This window comes from Micromonospora ferruginea, assembly GCF_013694245.2.
GTDB lineage: Bacteria > Actinomycetota > Actinomycetes > Mycobacteriales > Micromonosporaceae > Micromonospora > Micromonospora robiginosa.
In genome coordinates, this window is sequence record NZ_CP059322.2 from 3,197,254 (window position 1) to 3,221,215 (window position 23,962).

Sequence of the window (23,962 nt, forward strand, 5' to 3'; positions counted from 1 at the left end):
TCAGGGGCGGACGGCGGGGATCGGGGGCATCGGCCAGTGCGGGCGGTCGGCGTCCCGGCGGGCCGCCGACCGGACGGCCGCGAGCTGCCGCTCCACCTCGGCGAAGTGGTCCGCCTCCAGCGGGCCCCGGGCCAGCGCGGCGGCGTTCTCCTCGACCTGGGCGACCGTGCGGGCGCCGGGGATCGGCACCGCGCGGTCGCTGCGCGCCCAGATCCAGCCGAGCGCGCCCTGGGCCAGGGTGCGCCCGTCCGCGGTGAGCGCGCCGCGGACCGCGGCCACACGGCGCAGCCACTCCGGCGCCGGCCGGCCGCCGCGGAACCACTCCAGCCAGGTCGGCCCGAGACCGCGGACGTCGTCACGGGGCAGCGTCGACTCCGGCGTGTACTTGCCGGTGAGCAGCCCCATCCCCAACGGCCCCCGGGCCAGGCTGGCCAGGTCGTGCTTCTCGCAGGCGGCCAGCACGGCCGGGGCGTCCCGGAGCACCGAGAGCGCGTGCTGCACGGCGGTCGCACCCCGGGCCACCTGGGCGAACGCGGCGGCCCGGTCGGCCCGGTCGGTGCTCCACCCGTAGGCCCGGACCAGGCCGTCGGCGACCAGGTCGTCGAGCGTGCCGACCAGTGCCTCGGCGCGGGGCAGCGGCAGGTCTCCCAGGTGCAGTTGGTAGAGGTCGATCCGGTCGGTGTCCAGCCGGCGCAGCGAGTCCACCACTGCCCGGCGCAGATACTGCGGCGACGCGTTCTCCCCGGTGGCCTGCCGGCTGCGCTCGTCGAACGTGTAACCCCACTTGGTGGCGATCACCGCCTCGTCCCGCCGGCCGGCGAGAGCCCGCCCCAGCACCCGCTCGCCGTGCCCGGCCCCGTAGGTGTCGGCGGTGTCGAAGAGCGTGACCCCGAGGTCGAGGGCGCGGCGGACCGCCCGCACCGACTCGTCGTCGTCGACCGCGCCCCAGCCCAGCGGGCGGGCGCCCTCGGCCCACGGGCCGCCGATCGCCCAGCACCCCATACCGAGGGCACTCACCTCGATGCCGCTGCGACCCAGCGGACGCGTGCTGACTGCCATCGCCGAATCCTGTCACCTTCGCGGCCCGGCTGGGGCGGTTCGTCACTCCATGTCCGCCATGACCGTTACTGCGCGTGACGCGCCTGGCGAATGGTCGAGGTGAGTGCGATATACCGCAGAGTCATAACTATGACTCCTGGTCATGTCGCTCGAACCGGATGGTCCTCGCCGCCGGCCGCCGGCAGGTGGCCGGCGGCGGCTCAGCGCACGAAGGCCAGGAGGACTTCGGCGTCCTGTCCGGGCCAGGCGCCGACGAGCCGGCCGGCGATCGTGAGCCCGGCCGACGCCGGGACGCCGGTCGGTGCCGGGCCGGCGGCCGACGCCGGGACGGGGCGACGGACCAGCGCCAACTCGACGCCCCCGGCCCGGATCACCGTCGGGTCGCCGTCGACCACCTCGTCGGCCGGGCCGGCCGGCAGCGCCCGGTCGGTGCGGCTGCCGGACACCGTCATGCTCGGCTCGCGCACCTGCCGCTCGCCGTCGACCTCGAAGAACTCCTGCGCCTGGCCGGCGTCGGCCAGCACCGCGGCGGCCAGCGCCGGCGGGTAGACCGGGTCGCCGGCGGCGTCGTACACCCAGCGGCGGCCGAGCACGGAGTGCTCCACCACGCCGACCAGGAAACGGTCCGCGCCGGCCAGTGGGGCGCCCCGGTAGGTCAACGGCACCTGGAGCACCGGACCGTCCCCGGCCCGCACCAGCAGCGTCTCCATGCCGACCGCACCGGCCGGGTCGTCGAACCGGTAGGCCGCCACCCGGCTGACCGGCGCGCCGGCCGCACCGGCGAACCAGGGCCGGCCGGGCAGCCAGGGCGCGAGCAGTTCCAACTTCGAGGGGCGCAGTTCCGCGCGATGCAGCAGGGCCATGCGCAAGATCGTACTGTCGAAGGGGTGCCCGGCGGGTTTGCCGAGCCCGGCGGCCGGGGCACCACCGGGGCCGGGAGGCGCGGATGGAGACGTCGGTGGAACAGGTCGACGAGGCGGCCCGGGTACGCCCGGTGCCGCGCTGGGTGGCGCCCACGTTCGTGGCGCTGGCCGTGCTCACCCTGCCCTGGATCGGCTACCTGGCGTTCACCCTGCCCCGGCACCAGGTGACCGTGCACTACCGGGCCGCCTGGGTCGGCTTCGACCTCGGTCTGGTGGCGTTGCTCGGGCTGACCGCCTGGCTCGCGTACCGGGGAAACCGGCAGGTGGTGCTCGCCGCCGCCGCCACCGCGACCATGCTCGCGGTGGACGCCTGGTTCGACGTGACCACCACACCGCCCGGTCCGGACCTGGTGGTGTCGGTGGTGCTGGCGGCGCTGGTCGAGCTGCCGCTGGCCGGGGTGTGCCTGTGGATCGCCCGGCACGGGGACCGGATGGTGCAGCGGCGGCTGCGTCAGCTCGCGGTCCGCGCGGAACTCGCCGCCGACCGGGCCGCCGCCGCCCAGCGAACCGCCACCGGCGCCCGCCGCCGGCTCGCCCGGGTGCGGGGCCGGCTGCGCTGAGTCAGGCCGGCCACACCTTGGCGAACAGGTCACGGGTGTCGGTGAGCAGTTGCGGCAGCACCTTGGTGCGCCCGATCACCGGCATGAAGTTGGCGTCGCCGCCCCAGCGCGGCACCACGTGCTGGTGCAGGTGCGCGGCGATGCCCGCGCCGGCCACGCCACCCTGGTTCATGCCCAGGTTGAACCCGTGCGCGCTGGACACCTGCCGGACCACGCGCATGGCGGCCTTGGTGAACACGGCCAACTCGGCGGTCTCCGGCGCGTCCAGCTCGGTGTAGTCGGCGACGTGCCGGTAGGGGCAGACCAGCAGGTGCCCGGGGTTGTAGGGATAGAGGTTGAGCACCGCGAACACGTGCTCGCCGCGGGCGACCACCAGGCTCTCCTCCGCCGGGCGGCCCGGGGCCAGGCAGAACGGGCAGCCGGTCGGCTTCTCGTAGCCCCCCTCGGGCCGGTCCTCCCCGGAGATGTAGGTCATCCGGTGCGGCGTCCAGAGCCGTTCCAGCCCGTCCGCCAGACCACTGTCCGCGTGCCGCTCCACCCCAGTCACACCGGCGATCCTACGATCCACCGCCGTCCGCCGCCGAACCGCGCCGCCGCTCAGGCGGCGGTCGGGCCGCCGTTGGCGCGGGACTCGACCACCTCGCGGACGTGCGCCACCGCCTCCTCGACCGGTACGCCGTTGCGCTGCGACCCGTCGCGGTAGCGGAAGGAGACCGTGCCGGCGGCCACGTCGTCGTCCCCGGCGATCACCATGAACGGGATCTTCTGCTGCTGGGCGTTGCGGATCTTCTTCTGCATCCGGTCGTCGCCCATGTCGACGTCGGCCCGGATCCCGTTGCGGCGCAGGGTGGTGACGAAGTCCTGGAGGTAGTCGGCGTGGTCGTCGCGGATCGGGATGCCGACCACCTGCACCGGGGCGAGCCAGGCCGGGAACGCGCCCGCGTAGTGCTCGGTGAGCACACCGATGAACCGCTCGATCGAGCCGAACTTCGCGCAGTGGATCATCACCGGCTGCTGCCGGGTGCCGTCGGCCGCCTGGTACTCCAGCCCGAAGCCCTTCGGCTGGTTGAAGTCGTACTGGATGGTCGAGAGCTGCCAGGTGCGCCCGATGGCGTCCTTGGCCTGCACCGAGATCTTCGGGCCGTAGAAGGCCGCGCCGCCCGGATCCGGCACCAGGTCCAGGCCGGTCTCCCGGGCGCACTGCTCCAGGACCGCGGTCGCCGTCGCCCAGTCCTCGTCGGACCCCACGAACTTGTCCAGCCGGGCCTCGTCGCGGGTCGACAACTCCAGGTAGAAGTCGTCGATGCCGAAGTCCTTCAGCAGGCTCAACACGAAGTTGAGCAGGTGCTTGATCTCGCCCGGCGCCTGCTCCCGGGTGCAGTAGGAGTGCGAGTCGTCCTGGGTCAGGCCACGCACCCGGGTCAGCCCGTGCACCACGCCCGACTTCTCGTACCGGTAGACCGACCCGAATTCGAACAACCGCATCGGCAGCTCACGGTAGGACCGCCCGCGCGAGCGGTAGATCAGGTTGTGCATCGGGCAGTTCATCGCCTTGAGGTAGTAGTCCGCGCCCTCCAGCTCCATGGGCGGGTACATGCCGTCGGCGTAGTAGGGCAGGTGGCCCGAGGTGTGGAACAGACCTTCCTTGGAGATGTGCGGCGTCCCGACGTACTGGAAGCCCTCCTCGATGTGCCGGGTGCGGACGTAGTCCTCCATCACCCGCTTGAGCACGCCACCCTTGGGGTGGAAGACGGCCAGGCCGGAGCCGATCTCGTCGGGGAAGCTGAACAGGTCGAGGTCCGCGCCGAGCTTGCGGTGGTCGCGCCGGGCGGCCTCCTCCAACAACCTGAGGTACGCCTTCAGCTCGTCCCGGGTCGGCCACGCGGTGCCGTACACCCGCTGGAGCTGCGGGTTCTTCTCCGAGCCGCGCCAGTAGGCGGCGGCGGAGCGCATCAGCTTGAACGCGCCGATCAGCCGGGTGTTCGGCAGGTGCGGGCCACGGCACAGGTCCGACCAGCAGACCTTGTCCTCGTTCGCGGCGAGGTTGTCGTAGATGGTCAGCTCGCCGCCGCCCACCTCCATCACCTCGGAGGAGTCCAGCCCCTCACCCTTGACCTCGATCAGCTCCAGCTTGAACGGCTCGGCGGCCAACTCGCCCCGGGCCTCGTCCAGGCTGGCGAAGCGACGCCGGCGGAACCGCTGGCCGGACTTGACGATCTCCTGCATCCGCTTCTCGAGCTTCGCCAGGTCCTCCGGCTGGAACGGCTTGGCGACACCGAAGTCGTAGTAGAAGCCGTTCTCGATCGGCGGGCCGATGCCGAGCTTGGCATCCGGGAAGACGTCCTGCACGGCCTGGGCGAGCACGTGCGCGGTGGAGTGCCGCAGCACCTCCAGGCCGGCCGGGCTGTCCAGCGGCACCGGCTCGACCGAGGTCTCCTCGGCCGGCTTCCAGTCCAGGTCGCGGAGCTGGCCGTGCGGGTCGCGGACCACCACGATCGCCTTCGGCCCGGTCGTGGGCAGGCCGGCCGCGGCCACCGCGTCGGCCGCCGTGGTCCCGGCGGCGACGACGACGGGGTCGGCCACGACGGGGATACGGGGTGCGGACACGGTGACTCCTGTCGTCGACGGTACGGATCAGCCGGATGACCGGCCCCTGCGATGGTATCGGTCGCCCGGATCCGCGCCGCCGGGGACGCGGCCCCCGGTCCCGAGTTCCGCGCCGCGTTGAACCTTTCGACCGTCCGGTCCGAACTACCGGGTGGGGCCGGAGCCGGAACCGGCCCCGGTCGAGAAGGATGGGGACGACGATGAGGATGACCCGTCAGGGCCGGTGGGCGGCGGCCCTGCTGGCCGCCGCGCTCGCCGGAGCGGTGAGTTGGCCGGGCCCGGCCGGCGCCGCCGGCGTGACCGTCACGACCTCCCCCGGTGAGGTGCACCAGGGCGACGCGATCGAACTGTCCGTGGTGGTGCCCGCGGACCGGCCGGGCAGCCGGACCACCAAGGTGGAGCTGACCATGCCGGCGGACGCCCCGATCGGCGAGGTCTATCCACTGTCCGTGCCGGACTGGGCGCCGACCATCACCACCCGCACCCTGGACCGGCCGGTCGCCGGGATCCACGCGCCCGAGCTGAACCAGGTGACCCACGCGGTGACCTGGCTGCGGGTGCCCGGGGGCGGCACCGGCGCGGCCCGGCTGCCACTCGGCATGGGCCCGATGCCGGCCACCGACCGGTTGACCTTCACCGTGGTGCAGACGTACGCCGACGGCACGGTGGTCCGCTGGGCGGATCCGGCCGGCGGCGCGCACCCGGCCCCGACGGTGGCGTTGCTGCCGCCGCCGGCGGGCACCGCCACGGGCGGCGGCGACGCCGGTACGGGCGGCGCGGCCCACGGCGGGCACGGCGGCGTGTCCGGCGGCCAGGACGGCGCGGCGCCGGCCGGTGCCACCGCCGGGGGCCCGACGACCGGGGCGGCCGACGACGGGCCGAGCGCCGACCTGCTGCTCGGCGGCGGCCTGCTCGCCGGCCTGGCCGGCGGCGCGGCGATCGGCTGGCTGCTCAGCCGCCGCCGGCGCGGCACCATGGCCCTCCCCGACCCCGCCGACCCGGCCGACCCGGCCGACCCCGCCGACCCGGCCGACCCCGCCGACCCCGCCGACGCCGCCGACGCGGCTGCCCTGGCCGCTCCCACGGACTGCGCCGTCCAAGCCGCTCCCACAGACGCCGCCGCCCTGGCCGCTCCCACCAACCCCGCCGCCCCCGTACCCCTGAACCCGTCACCGCAGGCAGCACCCGCCCCGCCCCATGACCCGTCGCCCTGCCTCGCCTCGCCTCGCCCTGCCTCGCCTCGCCCTGCCCCGCCCTGCCGCGCCCTGCCGCGCCCCGCCCTGCCGCGCCGCGCCTCGCCTCGCCCTGCCGCGCCCTGCCCGCCCGCTCTGCCCCGGCCCGCACCGTCGATCTTGGAGTTGTGGCGCCCGGATGGTCGGGATCGCGCCCTTTGTCAACGACCACAAGTCCAAGATCGGCGAGGCAGGGTGCGGCGGGCGCGGCGGGGCGCGGCGGGCGCGGCAGGATGGCGAGGCAGGGCGCGGCGAGGGCGGGGCGCGGCAGGATGCGGCAGGATGCGGCGAGGCAGGGCGCGGCGGGGCGGGGTCAGGTGGGGGTGGTGAGCCAGGGGGCAGGGGTTCTCGGGCGGTGAGCCAGCCCTCGGGGACGCCGTGGGGGGTGCCGACGCCGGTGTGGGCGGCGACGATCCCGCCGACGATCGCCGCCGTGGTGTCCACGTCGCCGCCCGCCTCCACGCACGTACGGATCGCGGTCGGGTAGTCGTGCAGCAGCGTGGCGGCGACCCAGAGCGTGAACGGCACGGTGTCCTGCGCGGTGATCCGCGAGCCGTTGCCCACCGCCTCGACCACCTCGCCGGCCGGGCGGCCGAGAAGCGCGGCGGCCCGGCGTACCCCTCGGTGCACCTCGCCGCCGGCGTCGAGCGCGCCGGCCACCGCGCCGAGCAGCCGGGCCGGCTCGGGCCGGTCGCCGTCGAGGCGGGCGCGGGCGGCCAGCGAGGCGGCCACCGCCACCGCCACCGCCCCGGCGACGCCCTCCGGGTGGGCGTGGGTCACCTCGGCCGAGGCGCGGGCCTGGTCGGCGGCGCGTCGGGTGGAGTCGGCGTGCCAGGCGCCGAGCGGGGCGACGCGCATGGCCGCGCCGTTGCCGCAGGACCCCTGCCCGTCGAAGGCCGACGCGGCGGCGACCGGCCAGGGCGTGCCGGCGCGGATGAGTTCCAGCAGTTCGACCGCGCCCGCGCCGTAGCGACGGGCCGGGTCGTAGTGCGTGGCGAAGGAGAGCGCGAGGGCGTCCGGCTCGGTCCGGCCGTGCGTGGCGAGCACGCTCAGCACGGAGCACGCCATCTCGGTGTCGTCGCTCCACGGCCACGGGCCGGGCGGGAGCGCGTCCGGCCAGGGGGCGACCGCCCCGCCGGGGACGAAGAACCGGCAGCCGAGGGCGTCGCCCACCGACAGGCCGGCCAGCGCGTCGCGGGCGAGCGTGAGGCGGGTGTCGGGGAACAACGTGAACGTCATCGCCGTCCCAGCTTGCCCGGTTCCCCGGACCGTCGCAACGCGATCGACTTGCCACGCCGAGTACGGTGCTGACGTGGCAACCGTCCTGCTGGTCGAAGACGACCATGTGGTGCGTGGCGCGATGCTGCGGTCGCTGACCGACCGGGGGCACGCGGTGCACGCCGTCGGCACCGCGTTGGACGCGTTGCGCCGGGTCGCCGCGGAGACGCCCGACCTGGTGGTGCTCGACCTGGGCCTGCCGGACCTGGACGGCTCGGACGCGCTGCGCATGCTGCGGGGCATCACCGACGTGCCGATCATCATCGCCACCGCCCGCGACGACGAGCAGTCGGTGGTCCGGCTGCTGCGGGCCGGCGCGGACGACTACATGGTCAAGCCGTTCACCGGCGCGCACCTGGACGCGCGGATCACCACCGTGCTGCGCCGGGCCGGCCGGGCCAGCCGTACCGTGCAACCGGCCGTGCACACGGTCGGCGGTCTGCGGGTGGACGTGGGCGAGCGCAGCGCGGTGCTGGACGGGGAGTCACTGGCCCTGACCCGCAAGGAATTCGACCTGTTGGCGTATCTCGCCGCTCGTCCCGGCCGGGTAGTGTCCCGGCGGGAACTCTTGGAGGAGGTATGGCGGCAGCCATCGGTCGGCGAGGACCAGACCATCGACGTTCACCTGTACTGGCTCCGCCGCAAAATGGGCGAGTCCGCGGCGAAGCCGCGTTACCTGCGCACCGTGCGGGGGGTCGGCTTCCGGCTGGTGGCGCCGGACTGAGGCCGGTGCTGGCGGGGCTCACCGCCGGCATGTGCAGCCTGGTCGCGCTCGCCTTCCTCATCCCGCTCGGCATCACCCTGTCCGACCAGTCCCGCGAGGAGAGACTGGCCGACGCCGCCCGCCGCGGCGCGCTGGTCACCGGCGCGCTGGCGGTCAGCACCGACGCCGAGGTGGTCAAGCGGGCGGTGGCCGCCAGCGGCGACGACCCGGCGCTGCGGCCGGTGGTGCACGGCATCGGCGCCGACGAGTCGGCCGGGCGCGCCGACCCCGCCGCGCTGGCCGAAGCCGCCGACCAGCGGCGTTCGGTGGTGACCGAGGTGGACGGCGGCGTGCTGCGGCTGGACCCGGTGGTGCTCGGCGACCGGGTGGCGGTGGTGGAGGTCTTCGTACCCGACGAGGTGCTCGACGCCGGCGCCGGCGGTCGGTGGCTGCTGCTGCTCGCGGTGGCGCTGGCCCTGGTCGGCGCCGCGGTGATCGTGGTGGACCGGGTGGCGGCCCGGGCCGTGGACGCCACGCGTGACCTGGTCAAGGCGGCGCTCGCGGTGGGCGACGGCGAGCTTGGGGTACGGGTCGAGCCGGCCGGGCCGCGGGAGCTGGCCGAGGCCGGGCACGCGTTCAACCGGATGGCGGAACGGCTGGTGGCGCTGCGCGCCGACGAGCACGAGCTGGTCGCCGACCTGTCGCACCGGCTGCGGACCCCGCTGACCGCGCTGCGGCTGGACGCGGAGGCGCTGGAGTCCGACGACACCAGCATCGGCACGTTCAGCGAGGCGGAGCTGGACCGGCGGCGCGGCATCCGGCGGATCCGGCAGGCCATCGTCACGCTGGAGGGCGAGGTCGACCAGCTCATCAAGACCACCCGCAAGGCGGTCAGCCAGGAGACGGCGCCGGCGTCCTGCGACGTGAGCGAGGTGGTCCGGGACCGGATGGTCTTCTGGTCGGCGCTGGCCGGCGACCAGAACCGGCCGCACCGGGTGGTCGGGGCGCAGTTGCGCATCCCGGCGCCGGTGCCCCGGGCCGAGCTGGCCGCCGCGCTGGACGCGGTGATCGGCAACGTCTTCCGCTACACGCCGCAGGGCACCGCGTTCGAGGTGGCGGTGAGCCGGCGCGACGGCTGGGTGGCGATCCGGATCGACGACGCCGGCCCGGGCATCGCCAACCCGGACCGGGCCTTGCGCCGGGGCGAGAGCGACCAGGGCTCCACCGGCCTCGGGCTGGACATCGCCAAGCGGGTCGCCCTGCAGGCGAACGGTTCGGTGAGCCTCGACCGGGCGCGCCTGGGCGGGGCCAGCGTGGTGATGCTGCTGGCCGATCCGGACGCGGCGCCCCGACAGGTCAACCGGTTCGGGCTGGTCGGCCGGATGACCCGGGAGGCCCGTGAGCCGCGCGCCGGGCGACGCTGGCCGCGCCCGCGCTGACCCCGTGGTTGTGTGGCGGCGCAAGTTCTCCTTAGGAGTGTTTTAACGACGGCCACCACGGGGTCGCGAAATGCCAGGATCTTCCCCAGAACCCATCAGTTCCGTCGGCCGGGACGCCCCGTTACACCTTCCGGCCGGCGGATCCGTGCGCGCGGCGGGAGTCCGGTCCCCCCACACCTCGCTCCCGTCGCGCGCCGCTCTCGTCAGTCGAGCCGGCGGAGGTGAGGTCATGACACCGACCGTCAGCCGGCTGCTCCGCTGGGCCGCCGTGATCGGCCTCGGCATCGTCCTCACGCTCGCCGCCTGGCAGGACCCGGTGCTCGCGCACGGTCCGGGCCGGGTCGCCACGGCGATGTCCGGTCTCACCGTCGCGCTGCTCGCGCCGGCCGCGCTCGGGGTGCTCCTGGCCACTCGGCGCCGGCCGCCCCGGTTGTCCCGGCGGCCGGCGCCCGTGCGACCGCTCGGCGCGCGCACGCGACCGCAGCGAGGGCGGTGAGGGCGCGCCCGGTCAGGTGCTCGCCAGGTACGCGTCGATCTCGGCGCTGATCCGGGCCGCCTCGGCCGGGGCCAGGAACGCGGCGGCGACCGCGTCGCGGGCCAGCGCGGCGACGCCCTCCGGGCCGATGCCGAGCAGCCGGGCCGCGACCGCGTACTCGTCGTTGAGCGTGGTGCCGAACATCGGCGGGTCGTCGGAGTTGATGCTGACCGGCACACCGGCCTCGACCAACTGCGGCAACGGGTGCTCGTCGAGGCTGGCCACCGCCCGGGTCCGCACATTGGAGGTGGGGCACACCTCCAGCGGGATCCGGCGCTCCGCCAGGTGGGCCAGCAGCGCCGGGTCGAGCGCGGCGGAGATGCCGTGGCCGATCCGCTCGGCGCCCAGCTCGTTCAGCGCGTCCCAGATCGTCTCCGGGCCGGTGGTCTCGCCGGCGTGCGGCACCGAGCGCAGCCCGGCCGCGCGGGCCTGGTCGAAGTAGGGCTTGAACTGCGGTCGGGGCACCCCGATCTCGGGGCCGCCGAGGCCGAAGCTGATCAGCCCGTCCGGCCGCTGGTCGAGCGCGATCCGCAGGGTCTGCTCGGCGGCCGGCAGGCCGGCCTCGCCGGGGATGTCGAAGCACCAGCGCAGCGCGATGCCGAAGTCGGCCTCGGCCCGCTTGCGGGCGTCCTCGATGGCCTCGCAGAACGCCGGCGCCGGGATGCCCCGGTGCACGTGCGAGTAGGGCGTGACGGTCAGCTCGGCGTACCGGACCTGCTGGCGGGCCAGCTCGCGGGCCACCTCGTGGGTGAGCAGCCAGACGTCGTCGGCGTCCCGGATCAGGTCCACCACGCTCAGGTAGACGTCGATGAAGTGGGCGAAGTCGCGGAACGCGAAGTAGTCGGCGAGCGCCTCCGGGTCGGCCGGGACCGGGCTGCGCCCCTCGTGCCGGGCGGCCAGCTCGGCGACGATCCGGGGCGAGGCGGAGCCGACGTGGTGCACGTGCAGCTCCACCTTGGGCAGTCCGGCGATGAAGGTGGGCAGGTCGGTCACGAGTTCTCCTCTGCGCGGGCGCCCGTGCGGGCCACCACGAAGATCCGGCGGAACGGGAAGTACACATGACCCTGCCGCACCGGGTACGCCTCGGCCAGGCGTACCCCCAGCTCGGCGCGGAAGTCGGCCCAGCCGGCGGCGTCCAGCGCGGCGCGGACCGGGCGCAGGGCCGTCCCCTCCATCCAGGCCAGCACCGGGTGGTCCGCTCCGGCGGCCGGCAGCAGGTGCACGTAGGTAGTCTCCCAGGCGTCCACCGCGCAGTCCGCGCCGGTCAGCAACGTGGCGTAGTCGACCGGCTCGTCGACCGGGGCCTCGCGCAGCAGCCCGGCGAGGCGGTCGCGCCACCGGTCCCGCGCGGCGACCTCGCGCAGCGCCCGGTGCGACGGGGCGGCGAAGTTGCCCGGCACCTGGAACGCGAGCCACGCGCCGGCCGGCAGTTCGGCGGCCCAGCGGGTGAGCAGCTCGCGGTGCTCCGGCACCCACTGGAGCACGGCGTTGCCGACCAGCACGTCGACCTCCGGCGCCGGCCGCCAGTCGCGGACGTCGACGACCGCGAAGTCGACCGGGGCGCGCAGCTCGCCGGCCCGCGCGATCATCTCGGGTGAGGAGTCCAGGCCGGTGACTCGGCTGCCGGGCCAGCGCTCGGCGAGGGTGGCGGTGAGCGTGCCGGGCCCGCAACCGAGGTCGACCACCGCGCGCGGGTGGCGCGCGCCGACCCGGGCCAGCAGGTCGACGAAGGGCCGTGACCGCTCGCCGTCGTAGCGCAGGTAGGTGCCGGGATCCCACATGACATTCTCCAAACCGTACGTACGTTTTGTTAAGACCGTACGGCCCGACGGGCGCGACGGCAACCCGCTCACTAGGCTGAACCGGATGGAACAGCGCAACTTCGACCGGCTCGGCCGGCACGTCGGCATCATCGGACTCGGCGCGTGGCAGCTCGGCGCCGACTGGGGCGAGGTCAGCGAGGACGCGGCGCTCGACGTGCTCACCGCCGCGGTGGACGCCGGCGTCACCTTCCTGGACACCGCCGACGTCTACGGCGACGGCCGCAGCGAACAGCTCATCGGGCGGTTCCTCCGCGCCCGGCCGGAGCACGGGTTGACCGTGGCCACCAAGATGGGCCGCCGGGTGCCGCAGACGCCGGAGGCGTACACCCTGGAGAACTTCCGGGCCTGGACCGACCGGTCCCGGGCCAACCTCGGCGTCGACACGCTCGACCTGGTGCAGTTGCACTGCCCGCCCACCGCGGTCTTCGCCGACGACCGGGTCTTCGACGCCCTGGACACGCTGGTCGCCGAGAAGCGCGTCGCCGGGTACGGCGTCAGCGTGGAGACCTGCGACCAAGCGCTCACCGCGATCGCCCGGCCCGGCGTGGCCAGCGTCCAGATCATCCTCAACGCGGTCCGGCACAAGCCGCTGGAGCGGGTGCTGCCGGCCGCCGCGGCCGCCGGGGTGGGTGTCGTCGCCCGGGTGCCGCTGGCCAGCGGCCTGCTCTCCGGCCGCTACGACGAGCACACCACGTTCCCGGAGAACGACCACCGCACGTTCAACCGCCACGGCGAGTCGTTCGACGTGGGCGAGACGTTCTCCGGCGTCGACTACGACCTCGGCCTGGCCGCGGTGCGCCGGCTCGCACCGCTGGTCGGCGACGGCCGCACCATGGCGCAGTTCGCGCTGCGCTGGATCCTCGACCAGCCCGGGGTGACCGTGGTGATCCCCGGCGCCCGCTCCGCCGAGCAGGCCCGGCGCAACGCCGAGGCGGCCGGCCAGCCGCCACTGACCGAGGTGGAGCTGGCCTCGGTGCGGGCCACCTACGACGAGCTGATCCGGCCGCAGGTGCACGACCGGTGGTGACCGGCGCGGCGCCACCGGCGCCGGCCGCGGGCGGGCATGCTGGACCGGAGTGGACATCGGCGGAGGGGGCGCGATGAGGGGTTGGTTCCGGCTCACCGTGGGGCTGCTGGCCGTGGTGCTGGGTGCGCTGTGGACCGTGCTGGGCCTCGGCTACGTCGAGGGCAGCGCGCTGACCGACCAGCGGCTCTGGGCGGCGGTCGGCCCGGTCGTCGTCCTGATCGGACTCGTCGCGCTCTGGTTGGGCATGCGGGCCCGCCGCCGCTGAGGCACCCGGGCATGGAGAAGCCCCGCCTCCCGTACGGGATGCGGGGCTTCGTCGCGCCGGCCCGCCCGGCCGGCGCCCTGTCAGCTCAGATGGGGCGGACCTGCTCGGCCTGCGGACCCTTCTGACCCTGGGCGATCTCGAACTCCACCCGCTGGTTCTCCTCCAGCGAGCGGTAGCCGCTGGTCTGGATGGCCGAGAAGTGGACGAACACGTCAGCACCCCCGCCGTCGACGGTGATGAAGCCGAAGCCCTTGTCAGCGTTGAACCACTTCACGGTTCCCTGCGCCATGTGCAACTCCTTCTAAAACTGGCGGCCGAGCACGCCGTGCGGCCGATTGGCCGTTTTCGAGCAGCGGCGCCTGAGGTGGCCCCCCGGTGCAGGGAACGTCTCTCAACCCACGCGTCTCGCAACAGCGTGAGAAAGCAAACCACGTACGCAAAAACTTCGCACAGCCTACCGGACGAAATTCTCCGACATGTGACCTGAAGGTTGCACGATGATCGACGGGCGGGCCGACAGGGTCGTGCGAAAGACCCCTTCCCCAGGTCGCGGGAAAGGGGTCCGTCGGAGCGCCGGATCAGTCGGGCCAGTGCCCGGTCAGCCGGCGCACGCCGACCGCGCCGCCCCGGTCGACGGCCGCCCGCACCGCCGAGAAGATCGCCCCCTGCAGGGCCGCTGCGGCGAGCACCTCGCCCCAGCGGCGGTCCTCGTCGGTGGCGCTGGGCGCGTCGTCGTCGCCCGCCGCCAGCTTCCAGACCTGCCGGAAGACCATGCCGGCGACCGCGCCGGCGGCCAGGCCGAGCAGCACCCCCACCGGCTTGTACGCCGCCTTGCCGATCCTGCCGCTCACCTGCGCCTCCCTCGAACCACCAACAGCACCACCACGGTCACCACCGCGCCGGCCGCGACCGCCGCCCACGGCAGCGGGCCGCGCGCGAGGGCGCCCGGCTCGTACACCGCCTGCGCCCGGACCAGCCGGGCCCGCTCGGCCGCCCGGGTGCGGACCCGGGCCACGGTCGTGGCCGCCTGCTCGCGCATCCGCGCCTTGGCCTGCTCGGCGGAGTGCCGCATCAGTGCCTTCGGGTCGGCCCGGGCCGCCAGCAGCTCCATCGTCTCACCGAGTTCCACCCGGGTCCGCCGGATCTCCTCCCGGAGCGCCGCCACGTCCCCGGTCCCGTTGCCGGTCATGCCCGCCTCCCGTCCTTCACCGCGGCGGTGACCGTGTCGACGTCCGCCCGGACGCTGCGGACCGCCGCCTCCGGAACCGGCGGGACGGCACGGCTGACCTGCTTCTTGCCCACGAGCGCCAGGATCCCGGCGAGCAGGAACAACGCCACCGCCACGATCAGGGCCGCCAGCCAGGCCGGCATGACCAGCGCCAGCAGCAGGATCACGGTGGCGACGAGCGCGCCGGCGCCGTAGAGCGCCATCACCCCGCCACCGCCGAACAGACCGATTCCGATCCCGGCGTGCTTGCCCTTCTGGGTCAGCTCCGCCCGGGCCAGGGCCAGTTCGTCCCGCACCAGGCGGGTGACCTGTTCGGTGGCCCGCTGCACCAGTTCCGCGGTGGACGGCTCGTTCCCGGTCCGGGACGTGCTGCGACTCGCGACGTCAGCCATGCTGTCCTCCTTTCATCATCACCGCGCTGTATGCCCGGAGTCGCCGCCCGTCAATCCTGCGCGGAGCGACCGGTCGGCCCGGCCGCGCGCCACCGGAGCCCGGCGTCGACCGGCCGGAATCCGGGGCATGGGCAGCAGGTCCCCCGAAACGGGCCGATCAAACCCAGGCGGCCCGACACTCCGCGTACCGTCCCGGCCGGGACGACCAGCCGCGACCGGCGCCGGACGCGCGGAACCCCCGGCGCCGCGGGCGGCGGCCGGGGGCTCCGATCGGGGTACGCGGGTCAGCGCCGCGCCTCGGCGTGGTCCTCCCGGCCCACGAACACCTCGCTGCGGGCGTCGCCGTCGTCGCTGCCGCCGAAGACCCGCGCGTCGTCGGGCGCCTCGGTGTCGGCCGCGCGGCGGACCGGGCGACGCGGCTGCACCGACTGCCACGGCAGCGGGCCGGTGGCGTCGCCGACCTCGGCGCGCAGCCGGGGCAGGGCGGTCGGGCGGTGGTCACGCACCCAGGTCACCAGGTGCTCGCGGACCAGGCAGCGCAGGTCCCAGAGGCTGCCGGCGTCCGCCGCGCTGACCAGCGCCCGCACCTTGACCATGCCGCCGGTGGCGTCGGTGACCTGGAGTACGCAGACCCGGCCGTCCCACAGCTCGGTGCCCTCGCAGAGCCGGCGCAGCTCCTCCCGCATGGCCTGCACCGGGATCGCCCAGTCCAGGTCGAACTCGGCGGTGCCGAGCACCGCGGCCTCGGTGCGGGTCCAGTTCTGGAACGGCTTGCTGGTGAAGTACGAGGTGGGCAGGATCAGCCGGCGGTCGTCCCAGATCTGCACCACCACGTAGCTCAGCGTCAGCTCCTCGATCCGGCCCCACTCCCCCTCGACCACCACCACGTCGTCCAGGCGGACCGCGTCGCTGAAGGCGAGCTGGAGACCGGCGAAGACGTTGCCGAGCAGGCTCTGCGCGGCCAGCGCGGCGACCGCGGCCACCACACCGGCGGAGGTGAGCACGCCGGCCCCGATGCCGCGTACCGCCGGGAAGGTCATCAGCATCACGCCGACGGCGAGGATCACGATCACCGCGATGGTCAGCCGGCGCAGCAGCACCACCTGGGTCCGCACCCGACGGGCGTGCCGGTTGTTCGGCACGTCCACCCGGAACCGGGCCAGCGCGGTGTCCTCCGCCACCACCAGCAGGGCGGCCACCAACCAGGCGATCGCCGCGATCATGACCAGCCCGAGCGTGTGCAGGACGAACTGCCGCCACGGGCTGCCCACCGCGTAGAGCGTGGTGAACCGGACCGCGAGCTGCACGGCGATCACGGTGACGGCGACCTGGAACGCGCGATGCGCGTGCTCGGTCAGCTCGGTCATCAGCAGCGACCGACGGCCGAGCCGACGGGTCACCCGGTGCACCACCGCGACCAGCACCAACGCGACCGCCGCCGCGGCCAGCGCGGCGGCGACGGTCACCAGATAGCTCTGCACGTGCTCTCTCCCTCCGGCCCGGCCGGGAATCGGGCAAAGGCCCAATGGTGCCCGGCGGACCGGATATCGACCAGGTTCAGACCTTGCGGAACCGGGACTGGAAGAAGCAGTAGACGCCGAACGCGGCGATGCCGAGCGCCATCAGCGCCAGCAGCCACGGGCCGTACGCCTGGTCGCGCAGCGTCCGCAGGGCGGCGTCCAGTCCGCGCGCCTTCTCCGGGTCGTACTTCACGGCGGCGACCACGATGAGCAGGCCGGCGATGGCGAAGACCGCGCCCCGGGCGGCGTACCCGGCCATGCCGAGACGACGGACCAGCTTGTGCGTCTTCGGGTTCATCTCACCGGTCTTGAGGTTGCGCTCGAACTTCTTCTTCAGCCCGTAGATCACCATGCCGATGCCGACCGCGGCGAGCACCAGACCGGCCAGCGCGACCAGCCACCGGCCGCCGTCCGAGGCCATCAGCTTCTCGGTGAGCTGCTGCTGCTGGTCCGACGAATTGGAGCTGGCGTCCTGGACGACCTTGATCGCGGTCCAGCCCAGCCACACGAAGATGATCACCCGGACGACCGAGGCGATCCGCTCGAAGACGCGCTCCTTGCCGGTCTTCGACTGGTGGCCGACGAGCGCCTCGGACGCCTGCCAGATCGCCATCGCGAAGAGGCCGACCGCGATCACGACCAGGACGAACTTGCCGAGCGGCTGCTCGCCGAGGGTGCGCAGGGCACCGTTCTGGTTGCCCTCCTCCCCGGAATTGCCGAAGGCGATCTGCAGCGCCAGCCAGCCGAAGAGGAGGTGCACGATTCCATAGCCGATGAAACCGGCGCGGGTCAACAGTTCGAGCCACCGGCTGTTCTTGGCCCGCGTGGCGGTGGCTCCGGCGTTTCGGGTGACAGACATGCGCCCTCAATCTCCCGACGTGCGGTTTTCCAAACGTCGCCGCGCGCCGAGGCCACCGCCGTCAGGCCGAAAGGGATCAGCCGTTGGGGTTGCGGGCCACCCGCAGCACGACGTTCTGGTCGGTGACGCTGTCCAGGCTGACCTGGAAGCCGCCGACCTCGGTGGCCTGCTGGCCGGTGGTGAGCGAGAGCTGCTCCCCGGCCACCTCGACGGTGACCTGGTCGTCCTGGGCGCCGATGAGCTTGGCCTCGACGCCGAGGATGGTGGCGCTGGCGTCCACGCCCCGGTCGAAGGTGATGGTGCAGGCGTCCAGGCCGCAGTCGGTGTCGGCGCCGTTGGAGCTGCAACCGGCGAGCAGCGCGGCGCCGAGGGCGAGACCGGCGAGCAGCCCGGCGGCGCGGCGGGCGGGGATCGGGGCGAAGGTGGCGCGTCGGTTCGTCACCTCCCCAACGGTACCGCCCGTCGGCCACGCGCCCGGGCGGCGTGCGCGCCGAGGTGGGGGCGTTAGGCGGGGCCCCCGCCTCTACCGAAGGCGTTAAGAAGGGCCCCCTCCTTTCACGCTAGGGTGCGGGAATGGCTTTCGACGTGGCCCGGGTACGGGGCCTCTATCCCGCGCTGGGCGAGGGCTTCGTCCACTTCGACGGCGCCGGTGGCACCCAGACCGCCGCCGGGGTGATCGAGGCGGTGACCGACGCGATGCGCGCCGCCACCGGCAACCGCAGCACCGCCTTCGCCCCCGGCCGGCGCGCGCTGGAGCTGGTCGCCGGCGCCCGGGCCGCGGTCGGCGACCTGCTCGGCGCGGACCCGTCCGGCGTGGTGCTCGGCCCGAGCGCCACCGCGCTGACCTACACGCTGGCCCGGACGCTGGGCGCGGGCTGGCGGCCCGGCGACGAGGTGGTGGTGTCCCGGCTGGACCACGACGCCAACGTCCGCCCCTGGGTGCAGGCCGCCGAGGAGGCCGGCGCGACGGTGCGCTGGGCCGAGTTCGACCCGGCCACCGGTGAGCTGCCCGCCGGCCAGTACGGCGAGCTGGTCACCGGGCGCACCCGGCTGGTCGCGGTGACCGCCGGCAGCAACGCCACCGGCACCGTGCCGGACGTGGCGGCGATCGCCAAGACCGCGCACGCCGCCGGCGCGCTGGTCTGCGTGGACGGGGTGCACTCGGTGCCGCACGGGCCCACCGACCTGGCCTCGCTCGGTGCGGACGTGCTGGTCACCAGCGCCTACAAGTGGTCCGGGCCGCACCTGGCGGCGATGGTCGCCGACCCGGGGTGGTGGGCGACGCTGCGCCCGGCGAAGCTGCTGCCCTCCGCCGACACGGTCCCGGACCGGTTCGAGTACGGCACCCCGAGCTTCCCGCTGCTGGCCGGCGTGACCGCCGCGGTGGACCACCTGGCCGCGCTGGACCCGGCCGCGACCGGCGACCGCCGGGAGCGGGTACGCGCCGGCCTGGCCGCCGCGCAGGCGCACGAGGAGACGGTCTTCGACCGGCTGCTCGCCGGGCTGACGTCCCGGCCCTTCGTCACCGTCTACGGCTCGCCGGCCCGGCGCTGCCCGACGGTGTCGTTCCGGGTGGCCGGCCGGACCCCGGCGGAGACCACGGCGGCGCTGGGCGAGGCGGGTTTCTGCCTCTCCTCCGGCGACTACTACGCCTACGAGTACTTCCAGGCGATGGGACTGCGTGACTCCGGCGGCGCGGTCCGGGCGAGCGTCTACCACTACAACACCGTCGACGAGGTGGACCGGCTGCTGGCCGAACTCGACCGGCTGGCCGGCGACGGGGGGACGATGGACCGATGAACGCCCTGGTCGAGGAGAACGCCGCGAAGCACCGCTTCGAGATCCTGGTCGACGACGCGCTGGCCGGCTTCACCGCCTACCTGCCGCGCGGCGAGGTGCTGGTCTTCACGCACACCGAGGTCGACGACCGCTACCAGGGGCAGGGGGTGGGCGGCGCGCTGATCCGGGGCACGCTGGACCAGGTCCGCGCCCGCGGCGGCCGGGTGGTTCCCCGGTGCCCGTTCATGGCCGCGTTCATCGAGCGCCACCCGGACTACGCCGACCTGGTGGTCGACGCGCCCTGAGGCCCGGTCCGACCGGGGGACCTCCCCACCCGGCCGGACCGGGAGTCTCAGCGGGCGCCGGCCAGCAGCTCGGCGGCGGCCCGGGCCGCCGCCGCGGTCGCGGAGTGGGTGGCCAGGTGCACCCGGCCGGCGGCCAGCTCGGGCACGCCCAGCTCGACCACCACCGCGTCCGGGCGGGCGGCGAGGGCCCGGGACACCGCGTCCCGCATCCAGCCGTGCCGGTGCAGGTCGCGCACGACCAGCACCAACGGCCGGTCGGCGGGGCCGGTCGCCGGGTCGGCCGGGACGGCGTCGGCGGCGTAGCGGGCGGTGGTGGTGCCGGGTGCCAGGTGGGTCAGGGGCGCGGCGATCCCCCACGGCGTCTCCTCGCCGATGGCGATGTTGCGCGGCGGCGCGAACTCCACCACGTGCGCCGGGCCGGCCAGCGGCAGCAGCGCGGCGTCGCCGGTGACCCGGACCGCCCGGCGGGCGGCGGCCAGGCCGATCGGGGACCCGTCCGGCGCGACCGGGCCGGCGCTCCGGTGGGCGCGGGCGGCGACGCTCCAGGCGGCGAGCTGCCCGACCCGCTTGGCCGCCTCGGCCAGCCGTTCCTCGGGCAGCGCCCCGCTCACCACGGCGGCGACGATCGCGTCGCGCAGCTCGCGGGCGTCGGCCTCGGTGGCCCGCTCCCCGCCCACGCAGATGGCGTCGGCGCCGGCGGCGAGCGCGCGCACCGCCGCGCCGGCGAAGCCGTACCGGTCGGAGACCGCCCGCATCTCCACCGCGTCGGTGACCACCACGCCGTTGAAGCCCAGTTCCTCGCGGAGCAGCCCGCCCAGGATGCGCGCGCTGAGCGTGGCCGGCAGCTCCGCGTCGAGCGCCGGCACCAGCAGGTGGCCGGTCATCACCGCCTGCGTACCGGCCGCGATCGCGGCCCGGAACGGGGCCAGCTCGACCGCGTCGAGGCGGGCCCGGTCGGCGCCGATGCGGGGCAGGTCGTGGTGCGAGTCGACGCGGGTGTCACCGTGCCCGGGAAAGTGCTTGGCGCAGGCGGCCACGCCGCCGGCCTGCAGCCCGCGTACCCAGGCGGCGGTGTGCCGGGCGACCAGGTCGGGGTCGGCGCCGAACGAGCGGACGCCGATGACCGGGTTGGCCGGGTTGGAGTTGACGTCGGCGTCCGGCGCGTAGTCGAGGGTGACGCCGACGGCGGCCAGCTCGGCGCCCAGGTCGCGGGCGACGTCCTCGGTCAGCGTCGGGTCGTCCACCGCGCCGAGGGCGAAGTTGCCGGGCCGGGAGCTGCCCCGGGCGGACTCGATCCGGGTGACGTCGCCGGCCTCCTCGTCGATCGCCACGATGACGTCCGGCCGTTCCGCCCGCAGGTTCGCGGTCAGCGTGGCGACCTGCTCGTGGTCGACGACGTTGCGGGCGAAGAGGACGACCGACCCGAGCCCCGCACCGAGCCAGCGGCAGACCCAGGGTGGTGGGGTGGTGCCGACGAACCCGGGTTGCAGGACGGCGGCGGCGAGCGCCGCCAGGTCTCCGGTCGATCCGACGATCCGCTCGCTCCTCGCGCTCACCCTGTCGTACCCCCGTCTCCCCACGGACCCGCCACGACCGGCGGGTGCTGACATGGTCACACCGCGCAGCTAAATAGTCAACAATCCTTACTGTTAGGCGCTGGCCTCCGGCGACCCAGCGTGGGAGAGTTCAGGCATGCCCGTCCTGCCGCTCGCCGACGCCACCAGCGCCGCCGACATCCCCGGCGTACGCCTGCTCGGTCTGGTGGTCGGCGCGCTGTTCCTGCTGATCGCGATCCGGGCGATGTTCCGCCGCTGACCCTCGGGGTAGGGAGTCCGGTGTCCGGACACGGCGGAGGGAAACCCATGAGGATCGGCTACTTCCTGTCCAGCGAGGAGTACACCCCGGCGGAGCTGCTGGCCCAGGCGCGCGGCGCGGAACAGGCCGGCTTCGAGGCACTGTGGATCTCCGACCACTACCACCCGTGGGTCGACGCGCAGGGCCAGAGCCCGTTCGTCTGGTCCACCATCGGCGCGCTCAGCCAGGTCTGCCGGCTGCCGGTGACCACGGCGGTCACCTGCCCCACCGTCCGCATCCACCCGGCGGTCGTCGCCCAGGCGGCGGCCACCAGCGCGGTGCTGCACGAGGGCCGCTTCGTGCTCGGCGTGGGCAGCGGGGAGGCGCTGAACGAGCACATCTTCGGCGACGCCTGGCCGCAGGCCGACGTCCGGCTGGAGATGCTGGCGGAGGCCGTCGAGGTGATCCGCGAGCTGTGGCGCGGCGACTTCGTCAACCACCACGGCCGGCACTACACGGTGGAGCACGCCCGGATCTACACCCGACCCGAGACGCCCCCGTCGATCTACGTCTCCGGTTTCGGCCCGAAGGCGATCGAGCTGGCGGCCCGCATCGGCGACGGCTACGTCAGCATGATGCCGGACGCGGACATGGTGCGCCGGTTCCGTGACGCCGGAGGCGGCGACAAGCCGTGCCAGGGCGGGTTCAAGGCCGCGTACGCCGACACCGCCGACGAGGGCGCGCGGATCGCGTACGAGCGGTGGCCCAACGCGGGCGTGCCGGGCGAACTGTCCCAGGTGCTGCCCTCGCCGCGCCACTTCGAGCAGGCCGCGGAGCTGGTCCGGCCGGAGCAGGTGCGGGAGGCGTTCGTCTGCGGCCCGGACGCCGACGGCCACCTGGAGATGATCGACAGGTACGCCAAGGCCGGCTTCGACGAGGTCTACGTGGCCAACACCGGCCCGCACTGGGAGGGGCTGTTCGACCTCTACCGGCGGGAGGTGCTGCCCCGGCTGCGGTGAGCGCCGCTCAGCCGGACCCGGCCGCCGCCACCCCGCGCAGCAGTGTGTCGACAAGCGCGCCGACCAGCTCCGGGTCGGGTTCCGGCGGCGCGCCGGCCGGGTCCAGCAGCCGGCCGAGCACCAGGTCGTGGCAGACGCCGACGAGCAGCGTCGCCGCCGCCCGGGGGTCGGCCGTCGGCGCGACCCGGCCGAGGCGCTGCTCGGCGCGCAGGTAGTCGGCGAACTCCGCCCGTACGCCCGGGTCGCCGCCGGGCAGGGCGGGCAGCTCGGCGAGCCGGGCCACCAGCTTCGGCTGCGTGGTCAGGCCGGCGAGGGCCGGCAGGATCGCCGCGTGCAGCGCCAGCGCCCGGTCCAGCCAGACGCGCAGGTTGCCGGCCAGGGTGCCCTCGCCGGGCTGCGGGACGGTGGCCTCCAGCGCCGCCTCCACCGCCCGCACGTGCGCGTGCAGCGCGTGGGCCAGCAGCTCCTCCTTGTCGGCGAAGTGGTTGTAGAGCACGCCGTCGGCGACGCCCGCCTCACGGGCCACGTCGCGGACGGTGAGCCCGGCCGCCCCGCGCCGGTCCAGCAGGCGCGCGGCGGCCGCGATCAGGTGTTCGCGCAGACTCTGCTCGCCGCCGCGCAGCGCGGCCGCTCTCCTGGGTGCCATCACCGGAATCCTAGGTGTGCCGGGGCCGGCTCCCCCGTGCGAGCCGGCCCCGACGGCGTGGGAGGCCGGGGTCAGCCGGGCCGGCGGGCGGTGACCAGCCAGGCGGCGGTGCGCAGCCGGACACCGTCCGGGCCGGTGTACGGGCGCATGGCCGCCACCAGCTCGCCGCGGACCCGGTCGGCGACGGCCGGGCCGAGCGGCGCGAGCCGGTGCCGCACCGGCCCCCAGCCGGCCAGGAACGCGCCGGCGTCGGCGGCGTCGCGGCCCCACGTGCCGGCGACCTCGTGCCGCGCGCAGTCGACGTCGACCAGGCCGGCGTCGGTGAGCACCCGACGGGTCACCACCGGGTCGGCGAGCGAGAGCGGCCCGCCGGTAGGGGCGTCCCCGCGGGCCGGGACGTCGTCCCCGGCCGGGGCGCCGCCGGAAGGGGCGCCGTCGCCGGGCGGGTCCGGGAGCGCGGCCAGCGGCGCGAGCGCCGCGCCGAGGTCGCCGCGCCGCCAGTCGTCGAGGCAGACGAAGGCCAGCCGGCCGCCGGGACGCAGCGCCCGGGTGAGGTTGGCGAACGCGGCGACCGGATCGCCGAAGAACATCACGCCGAACCGGCTCAGCACCACGTCGTGACCGGCGGGGGCGAACGGGTGCACCTGGGCGTCGGCCCGGAGGAAGTCGACGTTGGACACCGCCTCGGCGGCGGCCGCCGCGCGGGCCGCGGCCAGCATCGGCGCGGAGAGGTCGATCCCGAGCGCCGTGCCGGTGCCGCTGCGGGCGGCGGCCAGGCGGGTCAGGTGGCCGGTGCCGCACCCGACGTCGAGCACCCGGTCGCCCGGGCGGACGGCGGCGAGCAGCATCTCGTTGAAGCCGCCGTTGACCGCGTCGTAGCGGTGCCGGTGCGTGGCCCAGTGCCGTCCCTCGTATCCGTTCCAGGCCTGTTCCTGCTGGTCGTTGCGGATGTCGGCCACCTTCACCCTC

At 74.8% G+C, this 23,962-nt stretch carries 28 protein-coding genes and 1 pseudogene; 11 read left to right on the top strand and 18 right to left on the bottom strand.

Annotated elements, in window-relative coordinates:
- Both H1D33_RS13615 and H1D33_RS13620 read right to left on the bottom strand, forming a co-directional pair.
- Positions 1–1,059, bottom strand: coding sequence for an aldo/keto reductase (locus H1D33_RS13615; protein WP_181567719.1), 1,059 nt, complete (start codon positions 1,057–1,059; stop codon positions 1–3).
- 200 nt (positions 1,060–1,259) lie between these two features.
- Positions 1,260–1,922 carry a CG0192-related protein gene (locus tag H1D33_RS13620; RefSeq protein ID WP_181567718.1) on the bottom strand — a complete coding sequence of 221 codons (663 nt, stop codon included), beginning with the start codon at positions 1,920–1,922 and terminating at the stop codon, positions 1,260–1,262.
- A gap of 83 nt (positions 1,923–2,005) precedes the next feature.
- On the opposite strand from H1D33_RS13620, the gene H1D33_RS13625 reads away from it, so the two are divergent.
- Positions 2,006–2,542, top strand: a complete 537-nt coding sequence (locus tag H1D33_RS13625) for a hypothetical protein (RefSeq protein WP_181567717.1) — start codon at positions 2,006–2,008, stop codon at positions 2,540–2,542.
- Between the two features lies 1 nt (position 2,543).
- On the opposite strand, the gene H1D33_RS13630 is transcribed toward H1D33_RS13625, so the two are convergent.
- The 3 genes from H1D33_RS13630 to H1D33_RS13640 form a co-directional block, all read right to left on the bottom strand.
- Complete coding sequence (locus tag H1D33_RS13630) at positions 2,544–3,089, bottom strand: HIT family protein (RefSeq protein WP_246411390.1); 546 nt, start codon at positions 3,087–3,089, stop codon at positions 2,544–2,546.
- 50 nt (positions 3,090–3,139) lie between these two features.
- Positions 3,140–5,149, bottom strand: coding sequence for a threonine--tRNA ligase (gene thrS, locus H1D33_RS13635; protein ID WP_181567716.1), 2,010 nt, complete (start codon positions 5,147–5,149; stop codon positions 3,140–3,142).
- 214 nt (positions 5,150–5,363) lie between these two features.
- Positions 5,364–5,558, bottom strand: coding sequence for a hypothetical protein (locus H1D33_RS13640; RefSeq protein WP_307755439.1), 195 nt, complete (start codon positions 5,556–5,558; stop codon positions 5,364–5,366).
- On the opposite strand from H1D33_RS13640, the gene H1D33_RS13645 reads away from it, so the two are divergent.
- On the top strand, positions 5,509–6,711 hold the full coding sequence (locus H1D33_RS13645) for a DUF1775 domain-containing protein (protein WP_307755428.1): 1,203 nt from the start codon (positions 5,509–5,511) through the stop codon (positions 6,709–6,711). The genes H1D33_RS13640 and H1D33_RS13645 overlap by 50 nt on opposite strands.
- On the opposite strand, the pseudogene H1D33_RS13650 reads toward H1D33_RS13645, so the two are convergent.
- A pseudogene (locus H1D33_RS13650) lies at positions 6,706–7,620 on the bottom strand (ADP-ribosylglycohydrolase family protein); the annotation flags it as partial. The gene H1D33_RS13645 and the pseudogene H1D33_RS13650 sit on opposite strands and share 6 nt — an antisense overlap.
- 73 nt (positions 7,621–7,693) lie before the next feature.
- On the opposite strand from H1D33_RS13650, the gene H1D33_RS13655 reads away from it, so the two are divergent.
- From H1D33_RS13655 to H1D33_RS13665, 3 genes are all read left to right on the top strand, one after another.
- Positions 7,694–8,383 carry a response regulator transcription factor gene (locus H1D33_RS13655; protein ID WP_018784999.1) on the top strand — a complete coding sequence of 230 codons (690 nt, stop codon included), beginning with the start codon at positions 7,694–7,696 and terminating at the stop codon, positions 8,381–8,383.
- A gap of 29 nt (positions 8,384–8,412) precedes the next feature.
- A complete protein-coding gene (locus H1D33_RS13660; RefSeq protein ID WP_181572752.1) occupies positions 8,413–9,801 on the top strand; it encodes a HAMP domain-containing sensor histidine kinase in 1,389 nt (462 codons plus the stop codon).
- A 229-nt stretch (positions 9,802–10,030) separates the two neighbouring features.
- Positions 10,031–10,297, top strand: coding sequence for a hypothetical protein (locus tag H1D33_RS13665; RefSeq protein WP_181567713.1), 267 nt, complete (start codon positions 10,031–10,033; stop codon positions 10,295–10,297).
- A gap of 12 nt (positions 10,298–10,309) precedes the next feature.
- On the opposite strand, the gene H1D33_RS13670 is transcribed toward H1D33_RS13665, so the two are convergent.
- Both H1D33_RS13670 and H1D33_RS13675 read right to left on the bottom strand, forming a co-directional pair.
- Positions 10,310–11,329 carry an adenosine deaminase gene (locus tag H1D33_RS13670; RefSeq protein ID WP_181567712.1) on the bottom strand — a complete coding sequence of 340 codons (1,020 nt, stop codon included), beginning with the start codon at positions 11,327–11,329 and terminating at the stop codon, positions 10,310–10,312.
- On the bottom strand, positions 11,326–12,117 hold the full coding sequence (locus tag H1D33_RS13675; RefSeq protein WP_181567711.1) for a trans-aconitate 2-methyltransferase: 792 nt from the start codon (positions 12,115–12,117) through the stop codon (positions 11,326–11,328). The genes H1D33_RS13670 and H1D33_RS13675 overlap by 4 nt, the downstream gene beginning before the upstream one ends.
- An 85-nt stretch (positions 12,118–12,202) precedes the next feature.
- On the opposite strand from H1D33_RS13675, the gene H1D33_RS13680 reads away from it, so the two are divergent.
- Positions 12,203–13,186, top strand: a complete 984-nt coding sequence (locus H1D33_RS13680) for an aldo/keto reductase (protein ID WP_181567710.1) — start codon at positions 12,203–12,205, stop codon at positions 13,184–13,186.
- 73 nt (positions 13,187–13,259) lie between these two features.
- Entirely contained in the window at positions 13,260–13,451 is a 192-nt protein-coding gene (locus tag H1D33_RS13685; protein WP_181567709.1) for a hypothetical protein, read from the top strand.
- 85 nt (positions 13,452–13,536) lie between these two features.
- On the opposite strand, the gene H1D33_RS13690 is transcribed toward H1D33_RS13685, so the two are convergent.
- The 7 genes from H1D33_RS13690 to H1D33_RS13720 form a co-directional block, all read right to left on the bottom strand.
- Positions 13,537–13,740, bottom strand: a complete 204-nt coding sequence (locus tag H1D33_RS13690; RefSeq protein ID WP_030338233.1) for a cold-shock protein — start codon at positions 13,738–13,740, stop codon at positions 13,537–13,539.
- Between the two features lie 289 nt (positions 13,741–14,029).
- A complete protein-coding gene (locus H1D33_RS13695; RefSeq protein WP_181567708.1) occupies positions 14,030–14,302 on the bottom strand; it encodes a DUF4235 domain-containing protein in 273 nt (90 codons plus the stop codon).
- Entirely contained in the window at positions 14,299–14,640 is a 342-nt protein-coding gene (locus H1D33_RS13700) for a DUF3618 domain-containing protein (RefSeq protein WP_181567707.1), read from the bottom strand. Before H1D33_RS13700 ends, H1D33_RS13695 begins: the two co-directional genes overlap by 4 nt.
- Positions 14,637–15,071, bottom strand: coding sequence for a phage holin family protein (locus H1D33_RS13705; protein WP_043325014.1), 435 nt, complete (start codon positions 15,069–15,071; stop codon positions 14,637–14,639). The genes H1D33_RS13700 and H1D33_RS13705 overlap by 4 nt, the downstream gene beginning before the upstream one ends.
- Positions 15,072–15,355: 284 nt before the next feature.
- Positions 15,356–16,552 carry a mechanosensitive ion channel family protein gene (locus H1D33_RS13710; RefSeq protein ID WP_181567706.1) on the bottom strand — a complete coding sequence of 399 codons (1,197 nt, stop codon included), beginning with the start codon at positions 16,550–16,552 and terminating at the stop codon, positions 15,356–15,358.
- Between the two features lie 76 nt (positions 16,553–16,628).
- Positions 16,629–17,450: a DUF1206 domain-containing protein gene (locus H1D33_RS13715; protein WP_181567705.1), complete on the bottom strand. Its 822-nt coding sequence runs from the start codon at positions 17,448–17,450 to the stop codon at positions 16,629–16,631.
- Positions 17,451–17,526: 76 nt separating this feature from the next.
- Complete coding sequence (locus H1D33_RS13720) at positions 17,527–17,892, bottom strand: hypothetical protein (RefSeq protein WP_181567704.1); 366 nt, start codon at positions 17,890–17,892, stop codon at positions 17,527–17,529.
- Positions 17,893–18,023: 131 nt separating this feature from the next.
- Here H1D33_RS13720 and H1D33_RS13725 point away from each other — a divergent pair, with 131 nt between their 5' ends.
- Positions 18,024–19,250 (top strand): cysteine desulfurase-like protein, encoded by a 1,227-nt coding sequence (locus tag H1D33_RS13725; RefSeq protein ID WP_181567703.1) that lies wholly within the window; start codon positions 18,024–18,026, stop codon positions 19,248–19,250.
- Positions 19,247–19,534 (top strand): GNAT family N-acetyltransferase, encoded by a 288-nt coding sequence (locus H1D33_RS13730; protein ID WP_181567702.1) that lies wholly within the window; start codon positions 19,247–19,249, stop codon positions 19,532–19,534. Before H1D33_RS13725 ends, H1D33_RS13730 begins: the two co-directional genes overlap by 4 nt.
- A 47-nt stretch (positions 19,535–19,581) precedes the next feature.
- Here H1D33_RS13730 and H1D33_RS13735 read toward each other — a convergent pair whose 3' ends face one another.
- The gene (locus H1D33_RS13735) at positions 19,582–21,069 is read right to left on the bottom strand and encodes a glycoside hydrolase family 3 protein (protein ID WP_181572751.1); all 1,488 of its coding nucleotides are present in this window, start codon (positions 21,067–21,069) and stop codon (positions 19,582–19,584) included.
- 157 nt (positions 21,070–21,226) lie between these two features.
- On the opposite strand from H1D33_RS13735, the gene H1D33_RS13740 reads away from it, so the two are divergent.
- Complete coding sequence (locus tag H1D33_RS13740; RefSeq protein WP_281370353.1) at positions 21,227–21,349, top strand: hypothetical protein; 123 nt, start codon at positions 21,227–21,229, stop codon at positions 21,347–21,349.
- A 47-nt stretch (positions 21,350–21,396) separates the two neighbouring features.
- Positions 21,397–22,347, top strand: coding sequence for a TIGR03557 family F420-dependent LLM class oxidoreductase (locus tag H1D33_RS13745; protein ID WP_181567701.1), 951 nt, complete (start codon positions 21,397–21,399; stop codon positions 22,345–22,347).
- Positions 22,348–22,354: 7 nt separating this feature from the next.
- Here the strand turns inward: H1D33_RS13745 and H1D33_RS13750 are convergent, their stop codons facing one another.
- The gene (locus tag H1D33_RS13750) at positions 22,355–22,993 is read right to left on the bottom strand and encodes a TetR/AcrR family transcriptional regulator (protein WP_220138664.1); all 639 of its coding nucleotides are present in this window, start codon (positions 22,991–22,993) and stop codon (positions 22,355–22,357) included.
- A 71-nt stretch (positions 22,994–23,064) separates the two neighbouring features.
- Positions 23,065–23,952 carry a class I SAM-dependent methyltransferase gene (locus H1D33_RS13755; RefSeq protein ID WP_220138663.1) on the bottom strand — a complete coding sequence of 296 codons (888 nt, stop codon included), beginning with the start codon at positions 23,950–23,952 and terminating at the stop codon, positions 23,065–23,067.
- Between the last annotated feature and the right edge of the window lie 10 nt (positions 23,953–23,962).